The organism is Phenylobacterium sp. P4_E10, from assembly GCF_056401675.1.
Genome location: NZ_JBFUIW010000004.1, coordinates 272,889 through 295,991, shown reverse-complemented (window position 1 = coordinate 295,991; position 23,103 = coordinate 272,889). Strand labels below are relative to the sequence as shown.

General features: G+C 67.1%; 19 protein-coding genes. 8 read left to right on the top strand and 11 right to left on the bottom strand.

Annotated features, from left to right (window positions below; translation table 11 throughout):
- Window positions 1–115: 115 nt before the first annotated feature.
- On the bottom strand, window positions 116–1,813 hold the full coding sequence (locus AC1DQJ_RS07120; RefSeq protein ID WP_477601659.1) for a copper resistance system multicopper oxidase: 1,698 nt from the start codon (window positions 1,811–1,813) through the stop codon (window positions 116–118).
- Window positions 1,814–2,033: 220 nt separating this feature from the next.
- Between AC1DQJ_RS07120 and AC1DQJ_RS07115 the strand changes: the two genes are divergently transcribed.
- Together AC1DQJ_RS07115 and AC1DQJ_RS07110 are read left to right on the top strand one after the other, a co-directional pair.
- Window positions 2,034–2,861: a flagellin gene (locus AC1DQJ_RS07115; protein WP_477601657.1), complete on the top strand. Its 828-nt coding sequence runs from the start codon at window positions 2,034–2,036 to the stop codon at window positions 2,859–2,861.
- Window positions 2,862–2,902: 41 nt separating this feature from the next.
- Window positions 2,903–3,916: an LLM class flavin-dependent oxidoreductase gene (locus AC1DQJ_RS07110; RefSeq protein WP_477601669.1), complete on the top strand. Its 1,014-nt coding sequence runs from the start codon at window positions 2,903–2,905 to the stop codon at window positions 3,914–3,916.
- On the opposite strand, the gene AC1DQJ_RS07105 is transcribed toward AC1DQJ_RS07110, so the two are convergent.
- Window positions 3,913–4,089, bottom strand: coding sequence for a YegP family protein (locus AC1DQJ_RS07105; protein ID WP_477601655.1), 177 nt, complete (start codon window positions 4,087–4,089; stop codon window positions 3,913–3,915). The genes AC1DQJ_RS07110 and AC1DQJ_RS07105 overlap by 4 nt on opposite strands.
- Before the next feature lie 189 nt (window positions 4,090–4,278).
- On the opposite strand from AC1DQJ_RS07105, the gene AC1DQJ_RS07100 reads away from it, so the two are divergent.
- The 3 genes from AC1DQJ_RS07100 (at window position 4,279) to mazG (ending at window position 7,088) form a co-directional block, all read left to right on the top strand.
- Window positions 4,279–4,779, top strand: a complete 501-nt coding sequence (locus AC1DQJ_RS07100; protein ID WP_477601654.1) for a hypothetical protein — start codon at window positions 4,279–4,281, stop codon at window positions 4,777–4,779.
- Between the two features lie 85 nt (window positions 4,780–4,864).
- Window positions 4,865–6,298 carry an MFS transporter gene (locus AC1DQJ_RS07095; RefSeq protein WP_477601652.1) on the top strand — a complete coding sequence of 478 codons (1,434 nt, stop codon included), beginning with the start codon at window positions 4,865–4,867 and terminating at the stop codon, window positions 6,296–6,298.
- A complete protein-coding gene (gene mazG / locus AC1DQJ_RS07090) occupies window positions 6,273–7,088 on the top strand; it encodes a nucleoside triphosphate pyrophosphohydrolase (protein WP_477601650.1) in 816 nt (271 codons plus the stop codon). The genes AC1DQJ_RS07095 and mazG overlap by 26 nt, the downstream gene beginning before the upstream one ends.
- Here mazG and hflX read toward each other — a convergent pair.
- From hflX to AC1DQJ_RS07065, 5 genes are all read right to left on the bottom strand, one after another.
- Window positions 7,085–8,401 carry a GTPase HflX gene (hflX, locus tag AC1DQJ_RS07085; RefSeq protein ID WP_477601648.1) on the bottom strand — a complete coding sequence of 439 codons (1,317 nt, stop codon included), beginning with the start codon at window positions 8,399–8,401 and terminating at the stop codon, window positions 7,085–7,087. The two genes, mazG and hflX, sit on opposite strands and share 4 nt — an antisense overlap.
- The gene (gene hfq, locus AC1DQJ_RS07080; protein WP_183770024.1) at window positions 8,398–8,649 is read right to left on the bottom strand and encodes an RNA chaperone Hfq; all 252 of its coding nucleotides are present in this window, start codon (window positions 8,647–8,649) and stop codon (window positions 8,398–8,400) included. The genes hflX and hfq overlap by 4 nt, the downstream gene beginning before the upstream one ends.
- 101 nt (window positions 8,650–8,750) lie before the next feature.
- On the bottom strand, window positions 8,751–9,614 hold the full coding sequence (locus AC1DQJ_RS07075) for a D-amino-acid transaminase (protein ID WP_477601646.1): 864 nt from the start codon (window positions 9,612–9,614) through the stop codon (window positions 8,751–8,753).
- Window position 9,615: 1 nt separating this feature from the next.
- Complete coding sequence (ntrX, locus tag AC1DQJ_RS07070) at window positions 9,616–11,007, bottom strand: nitrogen assimilation response regulator NtrX (protein WP_477601644.1); 1,392 nt, start codon at window positions 11,005–11,007, stop codon at window positions 9,616–9,618.
- On the bottom strand, window positions 11,007–13,238 hold the full coding sequence (locus tag AC1DQJ_RS07065; RefSeq protein ID WP_477601642.1) for a sensor histidine kinase NtrY-like: 2,232 nt from the start codon (window positions 13,236–13,238) through the stop codon (window positions 11,007–11,009). The genes ntrX and AC1DQJ_RS07065 overlap by 1 nt, the downstream gene beginning before the upstream one ends.
- 281 nt (window positions 13,239–13,519) lie before the next feature.
- Between AC1DQJ_RS07065 and AC1DQJ_RS07060 the strand changes: the two genes are divergently transcribed.
- Both AC1DQJ_RS07060 and AC1DQJ_RS07055 read left to right on the top strand, forming a co-directional pair.
- Entirely contained in the window at window positions 13,520–14,614 is a 1,095-nt protein-coding gene (locus tag AC1DQJ_RS07060; protein WP_477601640.1) for a 3-deoxy-7-phosphoheptulonate synthase, read from the top strand.
- Window positions 14,615–14,690: 76 nt separating this feature from the next.
- A complete protein-coding gene (locus AC1DQJ_RS07055; protein ID WP_477601638.1) occupies window positions 14,691–15,917 on the top strand; it encodes a serine hydrolase domain-containing protein in 1,227 nt (408 codons plus the stop codon).
- Between the two features lie 7 nt (window positions 15,918–15,924).
- Here the strand turns inward: AC1DQJ_RS07055 and AC1DQJ_RS07050 are convergent, their stop codons facing one another.
- From AC1DQJ_RS07050 to dusB, 3 genes are read right to left on the bottom strand one after another with little or no spacing between them, the layout of a single operon-like run.
- Window positions 15,925–17,355: a sigma 54-interacting transcriptional regulator gene (locus AC1DQJ_RS07050; protein ID WP_477601636.1), complete on the bottom strand. Its 1,431-nt coding sequence runs from the start codon at window positions 17,353–17,355 to the stop codon at window positions 15,925–15,927.
- Complete coding sequence (locus AC1DQJ_RS07045; protein WP_477601634.1) at window positions 17,352–18,470, bottom strand: two-component system sensor histidine kinase NtrB; 1,119 nt, start codon at window positions 18,468–18,470, stop codon at window positions 17,352–17,354. Before AC1DQJ_RS07045 ends, AC1DQJ_RS07050 begins: the two co-directional genes overlap by 4 nt.
- Complete coding sequence (gene dusB, locus AC1DQJ_RS07040; protein ID WP_477601632.1) at window positions 18,467–19,474, bottom strand: tRNA dihydrouridine synthase DusB; 1,008 nt, start codon at window positions 19,472–19,474, stop codon at window positions 18,467–18,469. The genes AC1DQJ_RS07045 and dusB overlap by 4 nt, the downstream gene beginning before the upstream one ends.
- 90 nt (window positions 19,475–19,564) lie before the next feature.
- On the opposite strand from dusB, the gene AC1DQJ_RS07035 reads away from it, so the two are divergent.
- On the top strand, window positions 19,565–20,701 hold the full coding sequence (locus AC1DQJ_RS07035; protein WP_477601630.1) for a bifunctional 2-C-methyl-D-erythritol 4-phosphate cytidylyltransferase/2-C-methyl-D-erythritol 2,4-cyclodiphosphate synthase: 1,137 nt from the start codon (window positions 19,565–19,567) through the stop codon (window positions 20,699–20,701).
- Here AC1DQJ_RS07035 and AC1DQJ_RS07030 read toward each other — a convergent pair.
- Window positions 20,698–22,944, bottom strand: a complete 2,247-nt coding sequence (locus AC1DQJ_RS07030; RefSeq protein ID WP_477601628.1) for a fused MFS/spermidine synthase — start codon at window positions 22,942–22,944, stop codon at window positions 20,698–20,700. The two genes, AC1DQJ_RS07035 and AC1DQJ_RS07030, sit on opposite strands and share 4 nt — an antisense overlap.
- Between the last annotated feature and the right edge of the window lie 159 nt (window positions 22,945–23,103).

Below are 23,103 nucleotides of genomic sequence, written 5' to 3'. Positions count from 1 at the left end.
GCGTGCGGGTCCGCCGCGGGCGGCGGCGGCGCGGCGCGCCCGCCATGGCCCTCGTGCTGGGCGAAGGCCGGGGTGGCGATGGCGAGCGGCAGCAGCGCTGTCAGGAGCAGGCGGCTCACGCGGCGCCTCCTTCCAGGGGACGCACCGTGACGACGTTAAACATGCCCGCATGCATGTGGTACAGCAGGTGACAGTGGAAGGCCCAGTCGCCGCGCTCGTCGGCCGTCAGATCGAAGGCCACTTTGCCGCCCGGCAGGACATTGACCGTGTGCTTGCGCGGATGCCGTCCCGGATTGCCGGTCACCACCTCGAAGAAGTGGCCGTGCAGGTGGATCGGGTGGGCCATCATCGAGTCGTTGACCAGCACCACGCGGACCCGTTCGTTGTAGCGGAACGGGATCGGGTCCTTCAGGTGGCTGTAGCTCACACCGTCGAACGCCCACATGAAGCGCTCCATGTTGCCGGTGAGATGGATCTCCAGCTCCCGCGAGGGCGGCCTTGGGTCCGGATTGGCCTCCAGCGAGGCCAGATCCTTGTAGGTCAGCACCTTGTGACTGACGTCCTCGAGCCCCTGCCCCGGATCGCCGATGCGATCGACCGGCATCGGCGAGATCATCTGCACGCCAGGGCCCATCGTCACGGAAGGCGCGTTGCGCGGATCGCGCATCGACATGCCTGAGTGGTCCATCCCTTCCATGCCGGGCATGGCCGAATGGTCCATGCCCATGTCGCGCATGTTGAGCAGCGGGCGCTTACGGAGCGGCGGGACGACGGCGGCCATGCCCAGCCGGGGCGCCAAGGTGGCGCGGCCCATGCCCGAGCGGTCGGCGGCCTCGGCGACCAGGGTGTAGGCCTGGTCGGCGGTGGGCTGCACGACGACGTCATAGGTCTCGGCCGGCGAAATCTGGAACTCGTCTACCTCGACCGGCTGCACGTTCTGACCGTCAGACTGGACGACCTGTAGCTTCAGCCCGGGGATGCGGACATTGAAGATGGTCATGGCGCCGGCGTTGACGAAGCGCAGGCGCACGCGCTCCCCAGGCGTGAACAGCCCGGTCCAGTTGTCCTTTGGCCCATGGCCGTTGATCAGGAAGGTGTAGGTCGCCCCGGTGACGTCGAGCACGTCGGTCGGGTCCATCAGCATCTTGGACCATTCCTTACGCTCCGCGAACGACTGGTCCTCGCCCTTCATCAGGCCCGCGACGGTCTGCTTCTGGTGGTTGAAGTAGCCAGCGTGCGCCTTCAGCTTCCGGAAGATCTCATGCGGATGCATGAAGCTGTAATCGGAGAGCACGATCACATGCTCCCGGTCGTACTTCACCGGATCCTCACCGGCCGGATCGATGACGATCGGGCCGTAGTGCCCCATCTGCTCCTGCAAGCCGGAATGGCTGTGGTACCAGTAGGTCCCTGCCTGCCGGACCTTGAACTCGTAGGTGAAAGTCTCGCCCGGCTTGATGCCCGGGAAGCTGACGCCGGGCACCCCGTCCATCTGGAACGGCAGCAGCAGACCGTGCCAGTGGATCGATGTGTCCTCGTCCAGGGTGTTGGTCACCGAAAGACGGACCTTCTGGCCTTCCTTCAGGCGCACCAAAGGTCCCGGCACGGTCCCGTTGGTGGTGACCGCGTGTCCCTCGCGGCCGTCGACCTTGAAGGCGCTGTGGCCGATCGTGAGCTTGATGTCTTCGCCGGAGACGGTCGGCAGGCTCGGCGCCCCGCTCTGCGCCCAGGCCGGCAACCACGCGCCCAGCAGGGCCGCACCGCCGAGCGCGGAGCCGCCCCGCAACAGCTGGCGTCGGTCTAGGTCCTTCATCGCGGGCGGTCCTCAAAGCAATGCGAGCCGCAAAACGGGGCTCGGGTACTGGTGGTCTGGCCCGCTGATTGGAGTTTCCCACGGTGGGAGGGTCAACACGCCGAACCACCTTTTCATGGACCGGTAAGCTTCCGCCAACCCTGAGGCCGTAGATTCACGCCCGAGGCATAACGCCTTGCGGAGCTCTTGGAGCGCCCGCCTCTCGAACCGAGGCTTCGTCATGTCGCTGAACAGCGTCAATACGAACGTGGGCGCGATGATCGCCCTGCAGAGCCTCAACAAGATCAATGGCGAGTACGCCGAGGTCCAGCGCCGGATCTCCACCGGCCTGAAGATCGCCAGTCCCAAGGACAATCCCGCCATCTGGGCCATCGCCCAGAACATGCGTGCGGAATCCAAGTCGCTCGACGCCGTGATGTCGTCGCTTCAGCGCGGACAGTCGGTGGTCGACACCGCGCTAACCGCCGGAGAATCGATTTCCGATCTGCTGACCCAGATGAAGGAGAAGGCGCTCGCCGCCACCGAGGTGGGCCTGTCGACCGCCAGCCGCGCAGCGCTGAACGAGGAGTACGTGGCGCTTCGCCGACAGATCGACACGGTGGTCTCCGGTGCCAGCTTCGACGGGGTGAACCTGGTCTCGGCCGGCGCCGGCGGGACCATCCGCGCCCTGGCCAACACCAAGGCCAGCGCCACGATCGACATCGACCATATCGATCTGTCGACGGGCGGCGCGGCGATCTCCTCGACGCTCACCGGCCTAACCGGCGCGGTCACCTCCGCCGACATCGACAACATCGACGCCGCCATCCAGAAGGTCTCGTCGGCGCTGTCGAAGTTCGGGGTCGGGGCCAAGTCTCTCGACCGCCACCTCGAGATGAGCGCGAAGCTGCAGGACAGCTTTGACGCCGGGGTCGGGAATCTGGTCGACGCCGACATCGCCAAGGAGAGCGCCAGGCTCCAGGCGCTCTCGGTCATGCAGCAGCTGGCGATCCAGGCCTTGCGGATCGCCAACCAGACGCCGTCGCTGCTTCTGTCACTGTTCCGCTGATCCCCTCTCGCCTGGGGCGCAGAGACGCCTATATGGCTCAGATGGTTGATCTCTCGGTTCTCGATCTTTCGCCGATCGTCGAAGGCGGCGACGCCGCGCAGTCGCTGCGCAACACCCGTGACCTGGCCCAGCAGGCCGAGCGCTTCGGCTACAGGCGCTATTGGCTGGCCGAGCACCACAACATGGCGGGCGTGGCCAGCGCCGCCACCGCCGTGGTCATCGGCCATGTGGCGCAGGCGACCTCGACGATCCGGGTCGGGGCTGGCGGCATCATGTTGCCGAACCACGCCCCGCTGATCATCGCCGAGCAGTTCGGCACCCTGGCTGCGCTCTATCCGGGCCGGATCGACCTCGGGCTGGGCCGCGCGCCGGGCTCAGACCAGGCGACAGCGCGCGCCTTGCGACGCACCCTGACCGGCGACATCGACGACTTCCCCCGCGACGTCATCGAGCTGATGAACTACTTCGAGCCGGCGAAGCCCGGGCAGCTGATCCGCGCAGTTCCAGGCGCCGGCCTCGAGGTCGAGTTCTGGATGTTGGGATCGAGCACGTACGGCGCCCAATTGGCGGCCGCGCTCGGCCTGCCCTACGCCTTCGCGTCACACTTCGCGCCTTCCCAGCTGGATCTGGCGCTGTCGGTCTATCGCAGCCAGTTCCGCCCCTCCGAGCACCTGGCCAAGCCGCACGTCATGTTGGGGGTGAACGTCACGGCGGCCGACACCGACGACGAGGCCCAGCGGCTGTTCACGTCGCTGAAGCAGGCCTTCATCAACCTCGGCCAAGGCCGTCCCGGCCCGCTGCCGGCGCCGATCGACGATCCCCAGGGCAAGCTGGACGAAATGGGCGGGGCGATGCTGCGCCAGAGCCTGAGCTGCTCGATCGTCGGCTCGCCCGAAAGGGTGCGCGACGGCCTACGGAGCTTCATCGAGCGCACGGGAGCAGATGAATTGATGGTGACCGCGCAGGTCTTCGACCATGCCGCGCGGGTGCGATCGTTCGAGATCGCCGCCCAGGCGCGCGACGATCTCGCGCGCCTGGAGGCTGCATCAGCCTAGCTGTTGTCTTCAGTCGGCGCGTCGGGGCCGTTCTTCTTGATGGACTCGATGGCGTTCTGGGCGCCGGACTTCGAGGCATAGCCCTCGGTCGAGAAGATCACCTCGCCGTTGTACTTGAACCTGACCCGGAACTCGCCGGATTTGTCCTTATAGATCTCGAACTTATGCGCCACAGGCCATCTCCATCTGACCGTTGAACTTGTCTCGCGCCCCATCCCCAAGGGCGAGACTTGGGCGCCGCCTGGGATTGGTCAAGCCTGGGTTGGTCGCCACACTAAGGCCACGCTTGGCGGTTGGACTTTGCAACGGCCGGGTCGCCCACCTATCTGAATGAGGCGGATCGCGTCCTTCAGGAGCCTGTCATGCGCGTCTTGCTTTTCACTGCTCTTGCGGCCCTCGGGCTGGTCGGATCGGCCCTCGCTGAACCCATGGCGACGGTCGCCAGCGTGGATGTCACGCTCAGCCCTGAACTCCGCCAGAAGGCCGTCGACGAGTACGGCGTCCGCGACGTCGAACGCCTGGCCAGGGACCTGCGCAAGGAAGTCGCGCGGGAGATGGAGAAGACCGGGGTGCTGGCCGGCGGGCGGCTCGAACTGGTGCTGGTGGACGCTCAGCCCAACCGTCCGACCTTCAAGCAGATGGGAAATACGCCGGGCCTTTCGCTTCAAAGCTTCGGCGTCGGCGGCGCGACCATCGAGGGGCGGGCGATCTCGATCGACGGCGAGGTCACGCCGGTGATGTTCAAGTGGTACGAAACCGACATCCGCCAATCCCAGTACACGACCACCTGGTCGGACGCCGAATACGCCATGCAGCGCTTCGCCACTCGGTTGGGCCGCGGCGACGCGTACGCCCGGCGATAACGCCGATAGGCCTTGCACACGGGCGCCTGGAGGAGTCACATCGCCGCCGCCCGCCGGACCCCTGTAGATCCGGAGGCCTTAGGGGATGAGGACGATGACAGCGCAGGCGGAACGACGTTCCAACTGGACTTTGGCCGCGCTGGCCGCACCCTGTCTTCCCCTTGCAGGCCTTGGCCTGCCGCTGGTGGTCTACCTCCCGGAATACTACGCCAGTGAGCTGGGCCTCAGCCTGACCGCGGTCGGTGCGGCGTTCGGCGCCGTGCGGCTGCTGGATATGGCCTTCGACCCCTATATCGGCGGCGTCATGGACCGCACGCGTTCGCGGTTCGGCCGCTTCAAGCTGTGGTTCGCGATCAGTGCGCCGATCCTGATGCTGGCCTCGTACATGCTGTTCATGGCCAAGCCGGGCATCTCGAGCATCTATCTCTGGGCCTGGCTGTTGGTGGTCTATGCCGGGGTCTCTATCGCGGGCCTCTCGCAGCTCTCCTGGGCGGCGGTGCTGTCGCCCCAGTATGACCAGCGATCACGGATCTATGGCTGGTGGCAGGCCGGCAACGTGGTCGGCATGATCTTCGTGCTGACCCTTCCAGCACTCCTGCCGCTGCTGGGGGTGAAGGGGCACAATTCCGGCGTTCAGGCGATGGGCTGGTTCATCGTCATTCTGATGCCGATCACCGTCGCCCTGGCCCTGTGGAAGGTGCCCGAGCCGCAGGTGGCGTCGGAGGTCAAGAAGTCCGGCTTCCGTGAGTACCTCTCGCTGTTCAAGCGTCCGTCCGTGGTGCGAATCCTGCTGGCCGACCTGCTGATCGGCACCGGTCCGGCCATCACCGGCGCGCTGTTCTTCTTCTTCTTCGGCCGGGTGAAGGGCTTCACCCACGGCGAGGCCAGCCTGCTGCTGCTGATCTACTTCATCGGCGGCCTGGTCGGCGCGCCGGTCTGGACCTGGCTTTCCTACCGCATCTCCAAGCACAGGGCCCTGGCCGTCTCCGGCGTGGTCTACGCGGCGATGACCATGTGCTCGCTGCTGATCCCGCAGGGGGCGATGGTCCCCGCGGCGACCCTGATGTTCCTGATCGGCGTGCCTTACGCAGCCGGCGCCTTCCTGCTGCGCGCGATGATGGCCGACATCGGCGACGAGGAACGGCTGGAGAGCGGCGTCGACCGCACCGGCCTGCTCTATGCGATCCTTTCCGGGACCGTGAAAGTCGGTTCCGCCGCGGCGGTGTTCGTCACCTTCCCGCTGCTGCAGATGCTGGGCTTCGACCCCAAAGGCCAGGGCATCGACGCTGGCCTCGGCGGCCTGGCCGTGCTGTTCGCCGCGGTTCCAGCAGGCATGGCGGTGATCGCCAGCCTGATCGTCTGGGGTTTCCCGCTAACCTCGGAACGCCATGCGCAGATTCGCGCGGCGCTGGCGGCTCGGGATATGAAGGAACCGGGCCTCGCCGAGGCCGCGCCCGAGATCGGCTCCGAACCGAAGATCACCGAAGAGATCCATGCCGCTGTCCGACCTGCCGAGTGACGAGAAGCCTATCGACCGTCTGATCGCCATCATGGCTCGCCTGCGCGACCCGGATGGCGGCTGCGCCTGGGACCTCGAACAGACCTTCGCGACGATCGCGCCCTATACGGTCGAGGAGGCCTATGAGGTCGCCGACGCCATCGAGCGCGGCGATCTCTCGGACCTGAGGGAGGAACTGGGCGACCTGTTGCTGCAGGTCGTGTTCCATAGTCGGATGGCCCAGGAACAAGGTGCGTTCGCCTTCGACGACGTCGCCAACGCGATCTCGGAGAAGATGATCCGCCGGCATCCGCATGTGTTTGGCGAGGACGAGCAGCGCACCAGCGCCGAGCAGACCCGCGCCTGGGAGGTCATCAAGGCCCAGGAGCGCGCCAAGAAGGGCAAGAACCAGAGTCTGCTGGACGACGTGCCCACCGGCCTGCCCGCCCTCACCCGCGCGGTGAAGCTGACGGCGCGGGCGGCCCGGGTCGGCTTCGACTGGCCGCACGTATCGTTCGTGCTCGACAAACTGCGCGAGGAAACCGCCGAACTGGAGGCCGAGATCGCGGCCGGAGGCGACGCCGTGCGCCTGCGCGACGAGCTCGGCGACATCCTGTTCGTCTGCGCCAACCTGGCCCGCAAGCTGGACCTGGAGCCCGAGGACGCCCTGCGCTCGACCAACGCCAAGTTCGCGCGGCGATTCCAGTATATCGAGCGTGAACTGGCCGCCCGCGGAAAGACCGCGGACCAGTCGGACCTCGCAGAGATGGACGCGCTCTGGGACGCGGCCAAGGCGGCTGAGCGCAGCTAGAGCGGCGTCAGCTCGACCCGCGGATACAGCTGCTCGAACTGGCCCAGAGCCTGCGGGCTGAGCCGCACGGCGATACGCACCCCGCCCTCGTCGTCATCGACCCGGTCCATGACCCGGCCGTGGCGATAGAGCCAAGCGAGCGCGGCGCCGAGCTCAGGGGTCACGTAGACCGAGACCGGCGGCGCGTCGTCGACCAGCCGCGCGATCGTCGCCAACAGGGCTTCAGTGCCGGCGCCGGTCACCGCCGAGAGCAGGATCGCCTGCGGATGATGGCGGCGCGCGTCGCCCGCCAGCTGCTCGCGGTCCTCGGGATCGACCAGGTCGGCCTTGTTCCAGACCTCGACGACATTGCGTTCAGCGACTTCGATGCCCAGGCGGTTGAGCACCGTGCGGACGTCCTCGGCCTCGGCCTCCGTCTCCTCGCTGGCGATGTCGCGCACGTGCAGGATGACGTCTGCTTCCTTGACCTCCTCGAGGGTGGCGCGGAACGACTCGACCAGCTCGTGCGGCAGGTCGGAGATGAAGCCCACGGTGTCCGACAGGATCGCCGGCCGGCCGTCAGGCAGGTTCAGCATCCGCAGGGTCGGATCGAGGGTCGCGAACAGCATGTCCTCGACCATCACGTCGGCGTTGGTCAGGCGGTTGAAAAGCGTCGACTTCCCGGCGTTGGTGTAGCCGACCAGGGCCACGGACGGGAACGGATGGCGCTGGCGCGCGCCGCGCTGCAGGTTGCGGGTCCGCCGGACCTCGGTGAGGTCGCGCTTGAGCTTGCCGATCTTCTCGGCCAGCAGCCGGCGGTCGGTCTCGATCTGGGTTTCGCCAGGACCGCCCATGACGCCGAAGCCGCCGCGCTGGCGCTCCAGGTGGGTCCAGGTGCGCACAAGGCGCGAGCGCTCGTAGGAGAGCCGCGCCAGCTCGACCTGCAGGATGCCTTCGCGGGTCCGCGCGCGGCGGGCGAAGATCTCGAGGATCAGGCCGGTGCGGTCGATGACCTTCACCTTCCAGGCCTTTTCCAGGTTCCGCTGCTGAACCGGGGTCAGGGCGTCGTCAACGACGGCGACATCGACCTCCAGCTGCTCGCACAGCACGCCGATCTCCAGCACCTTGCCGCTGCCGAACAGAGTGGCGGGCATGCGCTTGCGCAGCGGCGCGATGATCGCGTCCCTGATTTCCAGGTCGAGCGCCAGGGAGAGGCCGATGGCCTCTTCCAGGCGCGCCTGAGAGCTGCGACCTGAGTCGCGGCCGTCACGCTGGGGATGAATGACAAGCGCCCCCTGAGGGGGCGCTTCACGTTCGATGGACTTGGAGGTCAATCGCCCTCGTCTTCCGCCGGTTCATAGAGCTGAACGGGCTGAGCCGGCATGATGGTGGAAATGGCGTGCTTGTAGACCAACTGCGACTGGCCGTCGCGACGCAGGAGCACGCAGAAATTGTCGAACCAGCTCACGACGCCCTGCAGCTTCACGCCGTTCACCAGGAAGATCGTCAGCGGCGTCTTGGATTTGCGCACGCTGTTCAGGAACGTGTCCTGGAGGTTCTGTTTCTTTTCGTTGCCGGACATGGCTTGTCGCCCTTTTTTCTGTTTCGGGAGGCAAGACGCCTCCCACACACACGCATGAAGCTATCGCGCCGACTGTGACCGGCGCAATCGCACACGGAACATCAGATGGCTGTCGCCCTCGCCCGCTCGATATAGAGGCGACGGAGCTTCATCGCTACCGGTCCGACCGATCCATTTCCAACCGGCTTGCCGTCAACGGCCACCACGGGCAGCACCAGACTGCCTGCGCCGGTGACGAACGCTTCCTTCGCCGATAGCGCCTCGTCGGGCGTAAACGGCCGTTCCTCGACCTTCATGCCCTCGTTGCGGAGCACGTCCAGCAGGGTGCGGCGGGTGACGCCACGAAGGATGTTGGCGTTGGTGTCGCGGGTGCGCAGCACGCCGTCGGCGTCGATGATCCAGGCGTTAGACGAGGCGCCCTCGGTGACGAAACCCAGTTCATCCACGAACCAGGCTTCGGCCGCGCCCTGCTCCTTGGCGGCCTGCTTGGCCAGGGCGTTGGGGAGCAACCCGACGGTCTTGATGTCGCAGCGGCCCCAGCGGTTTTCCGGCGTGGTGACGACCTTTACGCCCTTGGCGGCCTTGGCCTCGCTGGAAACGCGGTCGACCGGCGAGACCGTGATCACGACGCTCGGGGCCACCGGAACGTCCGGAAAAGCGTGGCCGCGCGGCGCGACGCCTCGGCCGACCTGAAGGTAGAGCAGCCCCTCGCTGACGCGATTGCGGCGCACCGCCTCGCGCAGGACAATGGTCAGGGCCTGGCGGCTCATCGGCATCGGGATCCGCAGCTCGCCCAGGCTGCGCTCGAGGCGCGCGAAATGCCCCTCGGCGTCGGCCAGCTTGCCGTCGAACAGGGCCCAGACCTCGTACACTGCGTCGGCCAACTGGTAGCCGCGGTCCTCGATGTGCACCACGGCCTCGCCGTGCCGCACGAACTGGCCGTTCACATAGGCGATACGCCCCACCCTACGCGTCCTCTTCTTCCATGGGGCGAGCCCCGGACAGGCCCAGCGACTTCAGCTTGCGGTGCAGCGCCGAGCGCTCCATGCCGATAAAGGCGGCGGTCCGCGAGATGTTGCCCGAGAAGCGCAGCATCTGGGCGTTCAGGTACTCGCGCTCGAACACCTCGCGCGCCTCGCGCAGCGGCAGGGCGATGATCTTGTCGGCCCCCAGAGCCGACGGCTGATCGGTCACCGCGACCTCTCCCGGCAACATCTCCGCCGTGATCGGTTCGCTGGGATCGCCCGCGGCTAGGATCAGCATGCGCTCCACATTGTTGCGGAGCTGGCTGAGGTTGCCGGGCCAGGCCCGCACCTGCAGCGTCGCCAGGGCGTCGTCCGCCAGCCGCCGGCGCGGCATGCCGGTCGCCTCGCAGATCCGGTTGACGAAATAGTCGATCAGTTCGGGGATATCCTCGCGGCGCTCGGAAAGCCCGGGCACCGTCACCGGCACCACGTTCAGGCGGTGGAACAGGTCCTCGCGGAAGCGGCCCGCATTGATCTCCTCGCGAAGGTCGCGAGAGGTCGATGAGACGACGCGTACGTCCACCTGGACGTCCTGCTCGCCGCCCACTCGCCGGAAGCGCTGTTCGACCAACACTCGCAGGATGCGGCTCTGGGTCTCGCGCGGCATGTCGGCGACCTCGTCGAGGTAGAGTGTGCCGCCGTGGGCGCGCTCGAACACCCCGATCTTGGCCGGGCGGCCGCCCTCGACCTCCTCACCGAACATCTCGATATCGACGCGTTCGGGGGTCATGCCGGCGGCGCTGATCACCACGAACTCGTTGCGCGCTCGCGGGCTGGCTCCGTGGATGAGGCGCGCGACGGTTTCCTTGCCCGATCCAGGCGGGCCGCCGATCAGCACCCGGCTGTTGGCCGACGCCAGCTTGGCGATCAGGCCACGCAGTTGTTGGGTGACAACCGACTTCCCGATGAGGCCTTCCGGCTGAATCGTCTGCGCCCGCAGGCGGCGGTTCTCGCGCTTCAGGTTGCTGGTTTCCAGCGCCCGTTCCACGCACAGCAGCAGCCGGTCGGACTTGAACGGCTTTTCGAGGAACTCATAGGCGCCGCGCTTGATCGCGCTGACCGCTGTCTCGATGTTGCCGTGGCCCGAAATCATGATCACCGGAATGTCGGTGTCGAGCGTCTTGACCAGGTCAAGCAGCTCCAGACCGTCCATCCCCCCGCCCTGCATCCAGATGTCGAGGATCAGCAGAGCCGGCTTGCGCGACTTGATCGCCGCCAAGGCGCTCTCGGAGTCGTTGGCCGTTCGCACCGCATAGCCCTCGTCCGACAGGATGCCGGCCACGAGATCGCGGATGTCCGCTTCGTCATCGACAACCAGAACGTCAGCCGCCATCACATCACTCCCGCGTCTTGCGCCTGCTCAGGCTCAGCAGCCGCGGACCGGATCCGCGCCGCCGTAGGTAGCTTCAGGACCGCCTGGGCGCCCCGACCGCCGACCGCGTCGGTCAGAATCAGTTCGCCGCCGTGGTCTTCCAGAATACGTTTCACGATCGCCAGCCCTAGCCCCGTACCCTTCTCGCGGGTGGTGACATAGGGCTCCGTCAGCCGGTCGCGATCCTTGGCGGGCAGGCCCACGCCGTTGTCCTCGACGATCACCTGCACACCGTGTTCGTCGGAGACGAGCCGGGCGGTGATCCGCCCCTGCAGTTCCGGCTCGATGGCGCTGCGGGCGGCGACCGCCTCGGCTGCGTTCTTGAGCACGTTTGTCAGCGCCTGCGCCAGCATTCTGCTATCCGCCAATAGGGTGACTTGCGGCACCGGGTCCAGCAGTTCGACATCGATGTCGGGGCTCGCCACCCGCTGTGCGAACACCGCCGCGCGCACCAGCTCAGCGCCGTCCTGCTCGGCGAACTTCGGGGCCGGCATTCGGGCGAACGACGAGAACTCGTCGACCATGCGACCAATCCCATCGACCTGGCGGACGATGGTGTCGGTGCAGCGGTCAAAGGTCTCCAGATCCTCCTCGGCCACCACCTTGCGGAACTTGCGGCGCAGGCGTTCGGCCGAGAGTTGGATCGGGGTCAACGGGTTCTTGATCTCATGGGCGATGCGCCGGGCGACATCGCGCCAGGCCGCATTCCGCTGGGCCGAGACCAGGCGGGTGATGTCGTCGAAGGTCAGCACCAACCCACCTTCGGACCGACTGGCGCGGACTCGCAGGCGATAGGTCTCGCGATCTCGTGCGAAGTCGACCTCCTCCTCGGCCTCGCCGACCATGTCGGCCCGCTCAGCGATGCTGACGAACTCCGGTGCGACCTCCGCGAGGTTGCTGCCGCGGGTCGGCCCATCGGGCAGATCGAGCAGCAGCCGCGCCTGACGATTGACCGCCGAGATCTGACCGTCGGAATCCAAACCGATGACGCCTGCCGACACTTCGGCCAGCACGGTTTCGATGAACTGCCGGCGTTCCTCGGCCTCGTCGCCGGCGCGTTTCAGGGCCGCCTGCTGGGCCTGAAGGTCGTGCGTCATGCTGTTGAAGGCGCGCGACAACACCGCCAGTTCTTCGGGATCCTTGGAGGCGTCGACGCGCACGTCGAGGTCGCCGCCCGCGACCCGGCCCGCGGCCTGGACCAGACGGCCTACCGGAGCCGAGATGGCGCTGGCCGCGCCCATGCCGAGCCAGATCGCGCCGACCAGAACCAGCAGCGCCGTCTCGATGTAGGAAAGCGCAAACACTCTTTGGATTTGCGCGCGACTTTCGGCGGCCTCGCGATAGGCCGTGACCGCCCGGTCCGCATCGTGCAACTGGGTAACGATGCCCGCCTGAACCGGCCGCGTCACATAGAGGTAGGCCTCCGGGAACGCCGACAGCTTGTACAGCGCCCGTGTGAGGTTCGGGGAAACCGAGATCACCCCCTCCTCGTCCGCAGCCGCAAAGCTCGATTCCGGCGGCGCCAGGAACCGCGGCGCGTCCACGGTTTCGGCCCGCGCCAAGATCCGCCCTTCGCGGTCGATCAGATAGGCGGCCGGGAAAGCGTGGTAGGAGGCCTGGTAGGCCAGGAAGTGGCTGAAGGTCACCGGACTGGCCTGGAGGGCCGGCGCGGCGCGATTGAGGTCCACCGCCATCAGGGAGACGTGGTCCTCCACGAACCGCGTCTGATCCTGGACGTAGGAGCGCATCACCGTGGCGGAGTTCTCCACCACGGTCTGCACGCGCTCGGAGAACCAGTTCTCAACGCCGCGATTGACCAGCACCGTATAGAACAGCGCGACCACCATGGCCGGGGCCACTGCGGCCAGGGCGAACAGGGTCACGAAGCGGACGTGGAGCCGCGCCGCGGGGTCGGTCGAGCGCGCCCGCAGCATGGTCGCGACCCGCAGGCCCACCTGCACGGCGAGCGCCAGGATCAGCACCATGTTGAGCGCGAGGATCGCGAGGATGTTCTTGGAGGCCGGCGCCAGCGGCCCGGTCTCGGGCGGCGAGGCGGCCAGCAGGATGGCGACCGCCGTCAGGATCGCGGCGACCGCGTATCCGCCTCCCAGCACATAGCGCGACCGCAACGCCCGCCAGAACCGCGCAGCGGGCGCCGCGTGAGTTCCGCCATCGTGACCCAGGAACGCCATTGCTGATCGAAACTAACGACCTGTGCCCCAAATTCAACAGGGATGTTGCACCGAAGCGTCACTATGGTTTGGGATGACAGCCGGAAAATCGTGCGCTATCGGTTTGCGGATGATCCTCGCCACCAGCCAATATTCGTTTTGGTATTTTGGCTATTCCGATGCCGCTGGCGGAGGAAGGGGATCGCGCGACAGCAAGCTGTCATAGAGCCGACCCTACCAGCCGCCAGCATCTGGCGGCTTTTTCTTTGCGCCGCCGGACATAAGAGACCCCGGAGCGCATTGTGACCCCTTCCACCGACGACCTTCGCATCCTCGACATCAAGCCTCTGGCCACGCCGGCCGAGGTGATGGGCGACCTGCCGGCCAGCGCCGAGATCGGCGCTGTCGTGTCGGCCTCCCGCCGACGCGTCCACGACATCCTGCATGGCGACGACGACCGCCTGGTGGTGGTGATCGGCCCCTGCTCCATCCACGATCCCGTCGCAGCGATAGACTATGCGCGGCGCCTGGCGGCCGAGCGCGCACGGTTCGCCGGGCAGCTCGAGATCGTCATGCGGGTCTATTTCGAGAAACCGCGGACAACGGTCGGCTGGAAGGGACTGATCAACGATCCGCACCTCGACGGCACGTTCCGCATCGACGAGGGCCTGCCGCTGGCCCGTCGGCTGCTGCTGGACGTCAACGCCCTGGATCTGCCGGCCGCGGTTGAGTTCCTCGACGTGACCACCCCGCAGTACCTGGCCGACCTGGTCAGTTGGGGCGCGATCGGCGCGCGGACGACAGAAAGCCAGATCCACCGTGAGATGGCGTCCGGCCTCTCCTGCCCCATCGGTTTCAAGAACGGCACCGACGGCAATCTGCGGATCGCGGTCGACGCAGTGAAGGCGGCCAGCCAGCCGCACCATTTCCTGGCCATCGGCAAGGACGGCCGCGCCGCCATCGCCGCCACCCGCGGGAACGAGGACTCCCATGTCGTGCTGCGTGGCGGCAAGGCCCCCAACTACGACGCCGCCGGCGTCGCCGCAGCCTGCGCCGAGCTGGCTTCCAGCGGCCTGCGTGAGGCCCTGATCATCGACGTAAGCCACGCCAATAGCAGCAAGAAGCCGGAGAACCAGCCGGCGGTGACCCGCGACGTCGCCGCCCAAGTGGCCGGCGGCGACCGACGCATCGCCGGTGTGATGATCGAGAGCCACCTGGTCGCGGGCCGCCAGGACCTGGTCGACGGTCAGCCGCTGACCTACGGCCAGAGCATCACCGACGGCTGCGTTGGCTGGGACACCTCGGTCGAGCTGCTGGAGGAGCTGGCCATGGCCGTCGAGGCCCGGCGCAGGGTTCGAACCGCCGCCAAGGTCGGCCAGCAATCGGTGCAAGCCTGACGGCGCGGTGAAGTTGCCCCTTGGCGAGGGCGGGCGCTTGCGATCAGCTTGCGCCCGCCGTCACCAAGGAGTCGTCATGGCCGATCCACAGTCCCTCGGTTTTTCGCCCGAGCGCCTTGCCCGCATCGACAGCTTCATCACCGAGAAGTACCTGACCCCCGGCCGCATGCCGTGCGCCCAGGTCCTGGTCGCCCGCCATGGCGAGATCGTGCACGAGTTCGTCGGCGGCCAGCGGGATCTGGCCCGCAGCCTTCCGGCCCAATCCGACACCCTGTTCCGCATTTATTCGATGACCAAGCCGGTCACCAACATCGCCTTCATGATGCTGGTCGAAGAGGGCAAGGTCGCCCTGGACGATCCGGTGCACCGGTTCATTCCGGAGTGGAAGGACCTCGGCGTGTTCGCCGCCGGCGTAGCGGGCGGCTTCATGACCAAGCCGGTGGCCCGGCCGATGCAGATGGTCGATCTTCTGCGGCACACCTCCGGCCTCACCTACGGCTTCCAGAGCCGCACGAATGTCGACGCCGCCTATCGGAAGCTGGGCGTCGGCGAGATCGGCAGCACCATTTCACTCGACGACATGATCGCCGCCCTGGCCGGCTTGCCGCTGGAGTTCAGCCCGGGCGAGGCCTGGAACTACTCAGTCTCGACCGACGTGCTCGGCTATCTGGTCGGCAGGATCGCCGGGGTTCCGTTCGAACAGTTCCTGCACGACCGGATCTTCGGGCCGCTGGGCATGACCGACACCGACTTCCAGGTCCGGCAAGGCCAGGGAGATCGCTTTGCGGCCTGCTACAACGCGGCGCCAGAGGGTGGTCTCGCCCTTCAAGACGACCCGACCACCAGCCCGTACCTGGCGCCTCCAGGCCTGGTGTCGGGCGGCGGGGGCCTCGTCTCGACTGCGGCGGACTACATGAAGTTCTGCCAGATGCTGCTGAACCGAGGCGCCTACGACGGCCATCAACTCATCGCGCCGAAGACCCTAGATTTGATGACCGCCAACCACCTGCCCGACGGCAAGGATCTGACGCAACTTTCGCGCTCGCTGTTCTCCGAGGCGACCAACGCCGGGGTCGGCTTCGGCCTCGGCTTCGCAGTCGTGCAGGATGCGCCACGGACCCTGGTGCCCTGCAGCGACGGCGAGTTCTATTGGGGCGGCGCAGCCAGCACGGCCTTCTGGGTCGATCCGGCCGAGGACCTGGCCGTGGTGTTCATGACACAGGTCATGCCGTCCTCGGCCTACCCGATCAGGCGCGAGCTCCGCACGCTAGTCTATTCGGCCCTGGTCGAGCCGCACGCCTAGGAGAGCCTTAGCGGCGGCCGCGCGCCATCTCCACCCCGAGGTCCTGGATCTTCTTGCGCAAGGTGTTGCGGTTGAGCCCCAGGATCTCGGCGGCGCGGACCTGATTGCCCCGAGTCGCCGCCAGGGTGAGCTGGATCAGCGGACGCTCCACCTCCTCCAGCACCCGGTCATAGAGACCTACCGGCGGGATGCCGTCCGGTTGCTCGGCGAAGTAACCGCCCAGGTGGCGCTCGACCAGAGTGGCCAGGGTGACCGGCCCCTCATGGCCAGGGATGCTCGGCTGCTGGTCGGCCAACTCGCGCTCGACAATCCGCGCGGAGATCAGTTCTTCGGCGTAGAGCGCGCAGATCCGGCGGATCAGGTTCTCGAGCTCACGGACGTTGCCCGGCCAAGCGTGCAGCTTGAGGCGCTCGAGGGCGCTGGCGTCGATGGTCTTGGCCGGCAGCCCCTCGCGGTTGGCCCGCAGTAGGAAAGCACGCGCCAGATCCGGGATGTCTTCGGTGCGATCGCGCAGCGGCGGCAGGCGCAGCGGGGCGACGTTGAGGCGGAAGAACAGATCTTCGCGGAACAGGCCCTGCTGGATCAGCGCACGCAGGTCGCGGTTGGTGGCCGCGATGATCCGCACGTTAGGCGGACGGCCGGTCTTCGGGTTCACCGACTGCTCGGACCCGTCGATGACCCGCAGCAGCCGGGTCTGGGCGTCGAGCGGCATGTCCCCGATTTCGTCGAGGAACAGCGTCCCGCCATCGGCCTCAACCAGCTTGCCGTAGTCGCCGTCGTCGCGGCCGAACAGCTCGGCCTCGACCCGCTCGCGCGGCACTGCGGCCAGGTTGATGACCACGAACTTGCCGTCCTTGCGGCGCCCCATGTCGTGCAGGGCCCGAGCGACCAGCTCCTTGCCGGTGCCGCTTTCGCCGAGGATCAGCACAGTCAGGTCGGCGCCGACCAGGCGAGCGATGGTCCGGTAGACGTCCTGCATCGGGCCCGAGCGGCCGATGAGGGGCAGCCGCTCATCGCGCACCGCACGGGCCTGGGCCTTGGAGGCCTCGCTATCGGCCGGCCGCGCAAGCGCCCGGCGAGCCGCGGACGTCATGTCGTCCAGGTCAAAAGGCTTGGACACGTAGTCGAACGCCCCGACCTCGGCCGCGTTGACCGCGGTCAGCAGGGTGTTCTGGGCGCTCATCACGATCACGGGGAGCTTGGGACGCTCCTTGCGGATGCGCGGCAGGACGTCGAAGACGTTCTCGTCGGGCATGACCACGTCGGTCACCACAAGGTCGCCGTCGCCATCCGACACCCACTTCAGCAGGGTGGTGGCGTTGCCAGTGGCGCGCACCTGATAGCCGAGGCGCGTGAAGGCCTGGCTGAGCACCAGACGGATCGACGCGTCGTCGTCAGCGATCAGGATCTTCTTGCTCGAATTAGCGATCGCATTCATTCCGGGGTGTCCTCTTCAGATGCGATCGGCAGCAACACCCGAAAGGTCGTGCGGCCGGGCTCGGATTCGAAATCGATCAGGCCGCCGTGGCCGGCGACCAGCTTGGCGACCAGGGCCAGGCCAAGGCCCGCCCCATGGGTCTTCGTGCTCACGAAAGGCTGGAACAGGCTTTCGCGCAGGTGGGCCGGAACGCCGGGGCCGTTGTCCTGGATGCGGACCTCGAGCGGCGCGCCGCGCAGGATCTGGCCCTTGGCGGCCCGGACCTTCACCCCGTGGCGATAGGCGGTGTGGATGGTTATGGCGCCGCGTCCGTCGCCGCGCCCATGCGCAGCTTCGGCGGCGTTCTTCACCAGATTCAGGAAGATCTGGATCAGCTGGTCCTCGTCGCCATAGGCCGGCGGCAGCGAAGGGTCGTAATCGTCGGACAGTTGCAGACCGTCGGCCACGCCATTGGCCGCCAGCGCCTTCACCCGGTCGAGCACCTGGTGGATGTTGATCGGCTGGCAGTCCGGCAGCGCGTCGTCGGAGAACGCCTCCATTCTGTCGACCAGTCGACGCACGCGATCAGTCTCGTCGACGATCAGCTGCGCCAGCGGGGCGTCTTCCGGCTTCGCGCCGCTCTTGAGCAGCTGAGCCGCGCCGCGGATCCCAGCCAGCGGGTTCTTGATCTCGTGCGCCAGCATGTGGCCCAGGCCGACGATGGTGCGCAGGCCAGCCTGCTCGGCGCCGGTGCGTTCGCCGCCCAGCGCCCCGCCCTTGACATGCAAGGTGAGCAGAACCGAGCCATCCGCCAGCGGCGCGGCGGCGCCGTCAGCCTCGAACGACGGGTGACCGAACAGGCTGATCTCGACCCCGCGTTCGCGGACCCGGACCCCTTCCTCCAGCGCTCGATCGAGCAGCGACACAAGGGCCGAGCCCGGCGGCAACGCCGCGCCGAACCGACCTCGCATCAGCAGGCCGAGCCCCTGGCCGAACAACGCCTCGGCCGCCTCGTTGACGGCGACAAGCGCCCCGTCGCGGCTGACCACCAGCGCCGGCTCGGGAGAGGCGTCGAAGGCGGCCGCCTTCAGCAGCTCAGCGTCCAGTCCCGCTGCGGCGCGGTTTGGAGTGTTCATGCCGCCAGCCTCGTATCGGGATCACGCCAGAGAGCGGTCAGGCCGGCCTCGACCTCCGCCGGATCGTCCAGTCTGCAGAGCGTCGAGCGCGCAGCGCGCCGGGCTTCGGCCGAGGCCGGCCAGGGCGCGTTCTCGACATAGGCGGCCAGGTGCTTGCGGAAGATCCGCAGGCCCAGCCGATCGCCGTAGAAATTCAGGCTGTCGCGGAAGTGTTCGAGGGCGATGGCCAGTCGCGCCTCGGCGGCCGGCTCCTCGAACAGCTGCCCGGCCAGTTCGGCCTCGATCTGCGCTGCCACCCACGGACGGCCATACACCCCCCGCCCCACCATCACCGCCTGCGCGCCGGAGGCCGCCAGCGCGCGCTTGGCGCTGTCGCCGTCCGCGATGTCTCCGTTGACGATCACCGGAATGCCGACCGCCTGCGTCACCGGGCGCACGGCGTTCCAATCGGCGGCGTCCTTGTAGAACTGGCTGCGGGTGCGGCCGTGAACGGTGACCGCCCGAGCTCCGCGCGCCTCGGCGCGGGCGGCGATGTCCGGCGCGTTCTTCGAAGCGTCATCCCAGCCCAGACGCATCTTCACGGTCACCGGGACGTCGACAGCATCGACGGCCGCGGCGATCAGCGATTCCGCCAGGTCAGGCTCGCGCATCAGAGCCGAGCCCGAAAGGACACCGGTTACCTCTTTCGCGGGGCAGCCGAAATTCAGATCAATGATCTGGGCGCCCGCTTGGGCGGCCAGACGTGCGCCCTCGGCGATATGGCCAGGATCGCGGCCGACCAGCTGAACCACCATCAGCGGCAGTCCCTCGCCTACCGCAGCACGACGCACGACATCGGGCCGTCCTTTGGAGAATTCGGCGCAGGCGACCATCTCGGTGGCCACATAGGCGGCGCCGAGCCGGCTGGCGGCCTTCCTGAAAGGCAGATCGGATACGCCGGTCATCGGCGCGATCCAAGCGCTGCCTCCGACCTCGACATCCCCGACAAAGAGCATTTTGCTCATTTTGTAATCACCCCTACCGCCTTTGTTTTAGGCAAATTGTGCGGCGCCGTAAAGCCTAGACACGACGCCGGCTGGCCCTAAACAAATGGCATGAACTTTTCAGCCGTCATCGTGGCCGCAGGAGCCAGCACTCGCGCCGGCCCTGGCGCACCCAAGCCCTGGCGAGAACTGGGTGGACGATCGATCCTGAGCTGGTCGCTGGAGGCCATGGCCGGCGCCGGGGCGCGCCAGATTGTCGCCGTGGTCGCGCAAGACCGGGTCGCTGGGGCCGCTGCCGCTTTTCCGGGGGTGCTCGTGGTGGCGGGCGGATCAACCCGCGCGGAATCGGTTCGGGCTGGCCTGTCGGCCGTGGACGGCCCGGGCGACGAAGCAGTGCTGATCCACGACGCAGCCCGGCCGCTGCTTTCCCGCGCGATCATCGGGGCCCTGCTGGAAGATCTGAAGGCCGCCGACGGCGCAGTCCCCGCCCTTCCCGTCGCCGACACGCTGAAGCGCGGCGGCGGAATGATCGCCGAAACCGTATCGCGAGACGGACTTTGGCGCGCCCAGACCCCGCAGGCCTTTCGACGCTCGACCCTTCTCCAGGCATACGACTCCTGGCCCGCCGACGCCGAGCCGACGGACGACGCCGCCGTGGTCGAGCGCGCGGGCGGCAGGGTCGCAATCACGCCCGGCGACCCGCTGCTCATGAAACTGACCTATCCGGAGGACTTCGCCATGGCTGAGCGACTGGCCGGAGCGGCGCGCATCACCCGTATCGGTCAAGGCGTCGACGCCCATCGCTGGGGGCCAGGCGACGCCGTCTGGCTATGCGGCGTGCGCATCGACCACGACCAGACCCTCATTGGTCACTCGGACGCCGACGCCGGACTTCACGCCCTCACCGACGCCATTCTCGGGGCCGTCGGCGAAGGCGATATCGGCGAACACTTCCCGCCGTCCGACCCGCGGTGGAAAGGCGCCGCCTCGGACCAGTTCCTGCTGTACGCGGTCGAACTGGCCAGGGCCAAGGGCGGGCGCATCATCAACGCCGACGTCACCCTGATCTGCGAACGGCCCAAAATCCACCCTCACCGTGACGCCATGCGCCAGCGCTTAGCTGAATTGCTGGGCGTGCCGGTCGACCGGGTCAGCGTCAAGGCGACCACGACCGAGGGCATGGGGTTCACCGGCCGCCAGGAGGGCCTGCTCGCGCAGGCGATCGTGGCGATCGAGACCCCTGCCTAGGGCAGCCAAGACCACTTCTCCTTCCGCAGCGCGTACACTGCGCCGATCAGGTTCATGTAGTCGTCGGTCCAGGGCTGCGCCGCAGTTGGATCGATCTGGGACCAGCGTTTGTCGGCCTCATAGGGGGCCAACGCCTTGAGCGATCTTGTCACGATCAGCGCGTCTTCCGGCGCCTCCCAAAGCGGAGGACTGCCTTCAGCCCGACGGTGACGCTGGATCAAGGCAAACCCGCCGGCCGCCTCCGCCACAGCCATTGCCGGGCCTCGCAGTTCAAGATTGCGGTTGGAGACGTGGAGGATCAGCACGCCATCGGGCTTCAGCTTTGCCAGGTAGCCCCGCATCGCCTCGACGGTCATCAAGTGGGCCGGCACGGTGTCGGACGAGAAGGCGTCGATCAGCAGCACGTCGAAGCTGTCGGCCGGCTGCTTGGCGAGCGTCAGGCGCGCATCGCCCAGCACATAGTCGATCTTCCCGCCCGCGCACTCCGTGGTGTAGCTGAAATGCTTGGGGTTGGTCGCGATGTCGATCACCAGCGGATCGATCTCGAAGAAGGTCAGATGGTCGCCCGGTTGAGTGTAGGCGGCTACAGCACCTGTCCCCAGGCCAACCGCCCCGATCCGCTGCGGCTTGCCGATCGCCTTGTTGCGGGTGAACACCTGGCCGATGGGCGTCTCTGGCGCGTAGTAGACCAAGGGCCGGCACTTGTAGTCGGGATGCTGGGCCTGAGCCCCATGAAGGGTCGTTCCGTGCGAAAGCATACGCACCTTCCCCTTCATGGCCGGGACCGGCATTTCGGACTGCCGCACGACCCCGAAGAAGCTGCGCCAACTCTCACGCACCTCCACGCGGTCGCCGATGATTTCAGCTGAAAGCGACAGCACGACGATCAAGCCGAAGAACATCACTGCGTTGCCGCGGATCAGGAAGGCGCAGACCGCGGCGGCGCCCAACAGCAAGTAGACGATCTTGCCGGTTGAGGTGTCGACGCCCAGACGCACTGCCAGGAGCGGCGCTATGACGGCAACGGCGACGCCGAGCGCGAAGATTATCCAACGCCGCGGATTGTTGCGCTGGTCGCTCGGCCGCGCCAGGCAGGCCAGGGCGAGTACCAGCGGATACTCCCAGACGTTGTTGAAGATCACCGGCGCCACGAAGGCGTTGAACGACCCGCCCACGACGCCACCGACCGACATCCACAGATAAAATTCCGTCAGCCGCGCCGGATTTGGGCGTCTGGCGACCAAAGCCTGGTGGCACATCAGCGCGGTCAGGAAGAACGTGCCCAGGTGGACGGCCAATTGCGGCGCCAGGTTGACGTTCTTGAACGGCAGTAACAGCGCGCACGCCGCGGCGGCGGCGGCCTGGAGAAACAGCGTCGCTCGTGGCGAGATCGCCGGCTTCTCAGAGAAGGCGATGATGAACGTCACCAGATAGAGCGCCAGCGGGACGACCCAAAGGAACGGCGCCGAAGCTACGTCGGTAGCCAGGTGGGTCGTGACGCCAAGCATCAGGCTGGACGGGATCGCGGCCAGAGCGACCCAGACCAGGCGCTGACGCCATGTAGGCGCCGCGTCGGTATGGGCCACCGGCGCCTCGATGGCGGCGGTGCGGACCCGTGAAACGAGCAGAGCGAGGGTCGCCATCAATAGGATGAAGGCCACATAGCCCCCGCTCCAACCGATGGTCTGCCCCCTGAGCGTGGCCAGCGGCTCCATGAGCACCGGATAGGCCAGCAGGGCCAGCAGGCTGCCAAGGTTCGAGGCCGCGTAGAGGACGTAGGGCTCAGTTCCCGTCTCGGCGTGAACGGTTCGCGCGTGCCAAGCCTGAACTAGCGGCGCCGTCGCTGAGAGCACGGCGAACGGCGCGCCGATCGACGCGGCCAGAACGCCCAACAGCCAGAGCGAGGGATGCTCGGAGGACGGCTCGCCGAACACCCCGCTCACTCGCAATGGAAGCACCAGCGCTGCGATGAGCAACGCGGTGACGTGGAACAGGGCCTGAACCCGGATCGACTGCACGCGCTGCAACAGGTGCGCATAGCCATATCCGACCAGCAGGGCCGTCTGGAAAAAGGCGATCGAGGTGTTCCAGACTGACGGACTGCCGCCAAGCAGTGGCAGCACCAGCTTGGCCACCATCGGCTGAACCATGAACACCAGACCTGCGCTGGCGAAGGTCGTGATTGCAAAGAGCGTTGGCGAGATCGTTGCGGCCGGCCGTTCAGCCTGGTCGAGTGCGGTCATGGGTGTGAATCGCCTTTGTGTGACGCTGGCCTGAGAGGTTGTCGTCTACGCGTGTCACTGCCTAATGTGCGGAATTCGAAAGTCGCGAGGGTCCGGATCCGGGTTCGGCGCGAGTTTCAAATTCGAAATCACATTAGAATCAAAAGCTAGCTAGCATCC

Coding starts and splice junctions, on each gene's coding strand:
- AC1DQJ_RS07120 (WP_477601659.1), bottom strand. CDS start 1,813: ATGAAGGACCTAGACCGACGCCAGCTGTTGCGGGGCGGCTCCGCGCTC.
- AC1DQJ_RS07115 (WP_477601657.1), top strand. CDS start 2,034: ATGTCGCTGAACAGCGTCAATACGAACGTGGGCGCGATGATCGCCCTG.
- AC1DQJ_RS07110 (WP_477601669.1), top strand. CDS start 2,903: ATGGTTGATCTCTCGGTTCTCGATCTTTCGCCGATCGTCGAAGGCGGC.
- AC1DQJ_RS07100 (WP_477601654.1), top strand. CDS start 4,279: ATGCGCGTCTTGCTTTTCACTGCTCTTGCGGCCCTCGGGCTGGTCGGA.
- AC1DQJ_RS07095 (WP_477601652.1), top strand. CDS start 4,865: ATGAGGACGATGACAGCGCAGGCGGAACGACGTTCCAACTGGACTTTG.
- mazG (WP_477601650.1), top strand. CDS start 6,273: ATGCCGCTGTCCGACCTGCCGAGTGACGAGAAGCCTATCGACCGTCTG.
- hfq (WP_183770024.1), bottom strand. CDS start 8,649: ATGTCCGGCAACGAAAAGAAACAGAACCTCCAGGACACGTTCCTGAAC.
- ntrX (WP_477601644.1), bottom strand. CDS start 11,007: ATGGCGGCTGACGTTCTGGTTGTCGATGACGAAGCGGACATCCGCGAT.
- AC1DQJ_RS07065 (WP_477601642.1), bottom strand. CDS start 13,238: ATGGCGTTCCTGGGTCACGATGGCGGAACTCACGCGGCGCCCGCTGCG.
- AC1DQJ_RS07055 (WP_477601638.1), top strand. CDS start 14,691: ATGGCCGATCCACAGTCCCTCGGTTTTTCGCCCGAGCGCCTTGCCCGC.
- AC1DQJ_RS07050 (WP_477601636.1), bottom strand. CDS start 17,355: ATGAATGCGATCGCTAATTCGAGCAAGAAGATCCTGATCGCTGACGAC.
- AC1DQJ_RS07045 (WP_477601634.1), bottom strand. CDS start 18,470: ATGAACACTCCAAACCGCGCCGCAGCGGGACTGGACGCTGAGCTGCTG.
- dusB (WP_477601632.1), bottom strand. CDS start 19,474: ATGAGCAAAATGCTCTTTGTCGGGGATGTCGAGGTCGGAGGCAGCGCT.
- AC1DQJ_RS07035 (WP_477601630.1), top strand. CDS start 19,565: ATGAACTTTTCAGCCGTCATCGTGGCCGCAGGAGCCAGCACTCGCGCC.
- AC1DQJ_RS07030 (WP_477601628.1), bottom strand. CDS start 22,944: ATGACCGCACTCGACCAGGCTGAACGGCCGGCCGCAACGATCTCGCCA.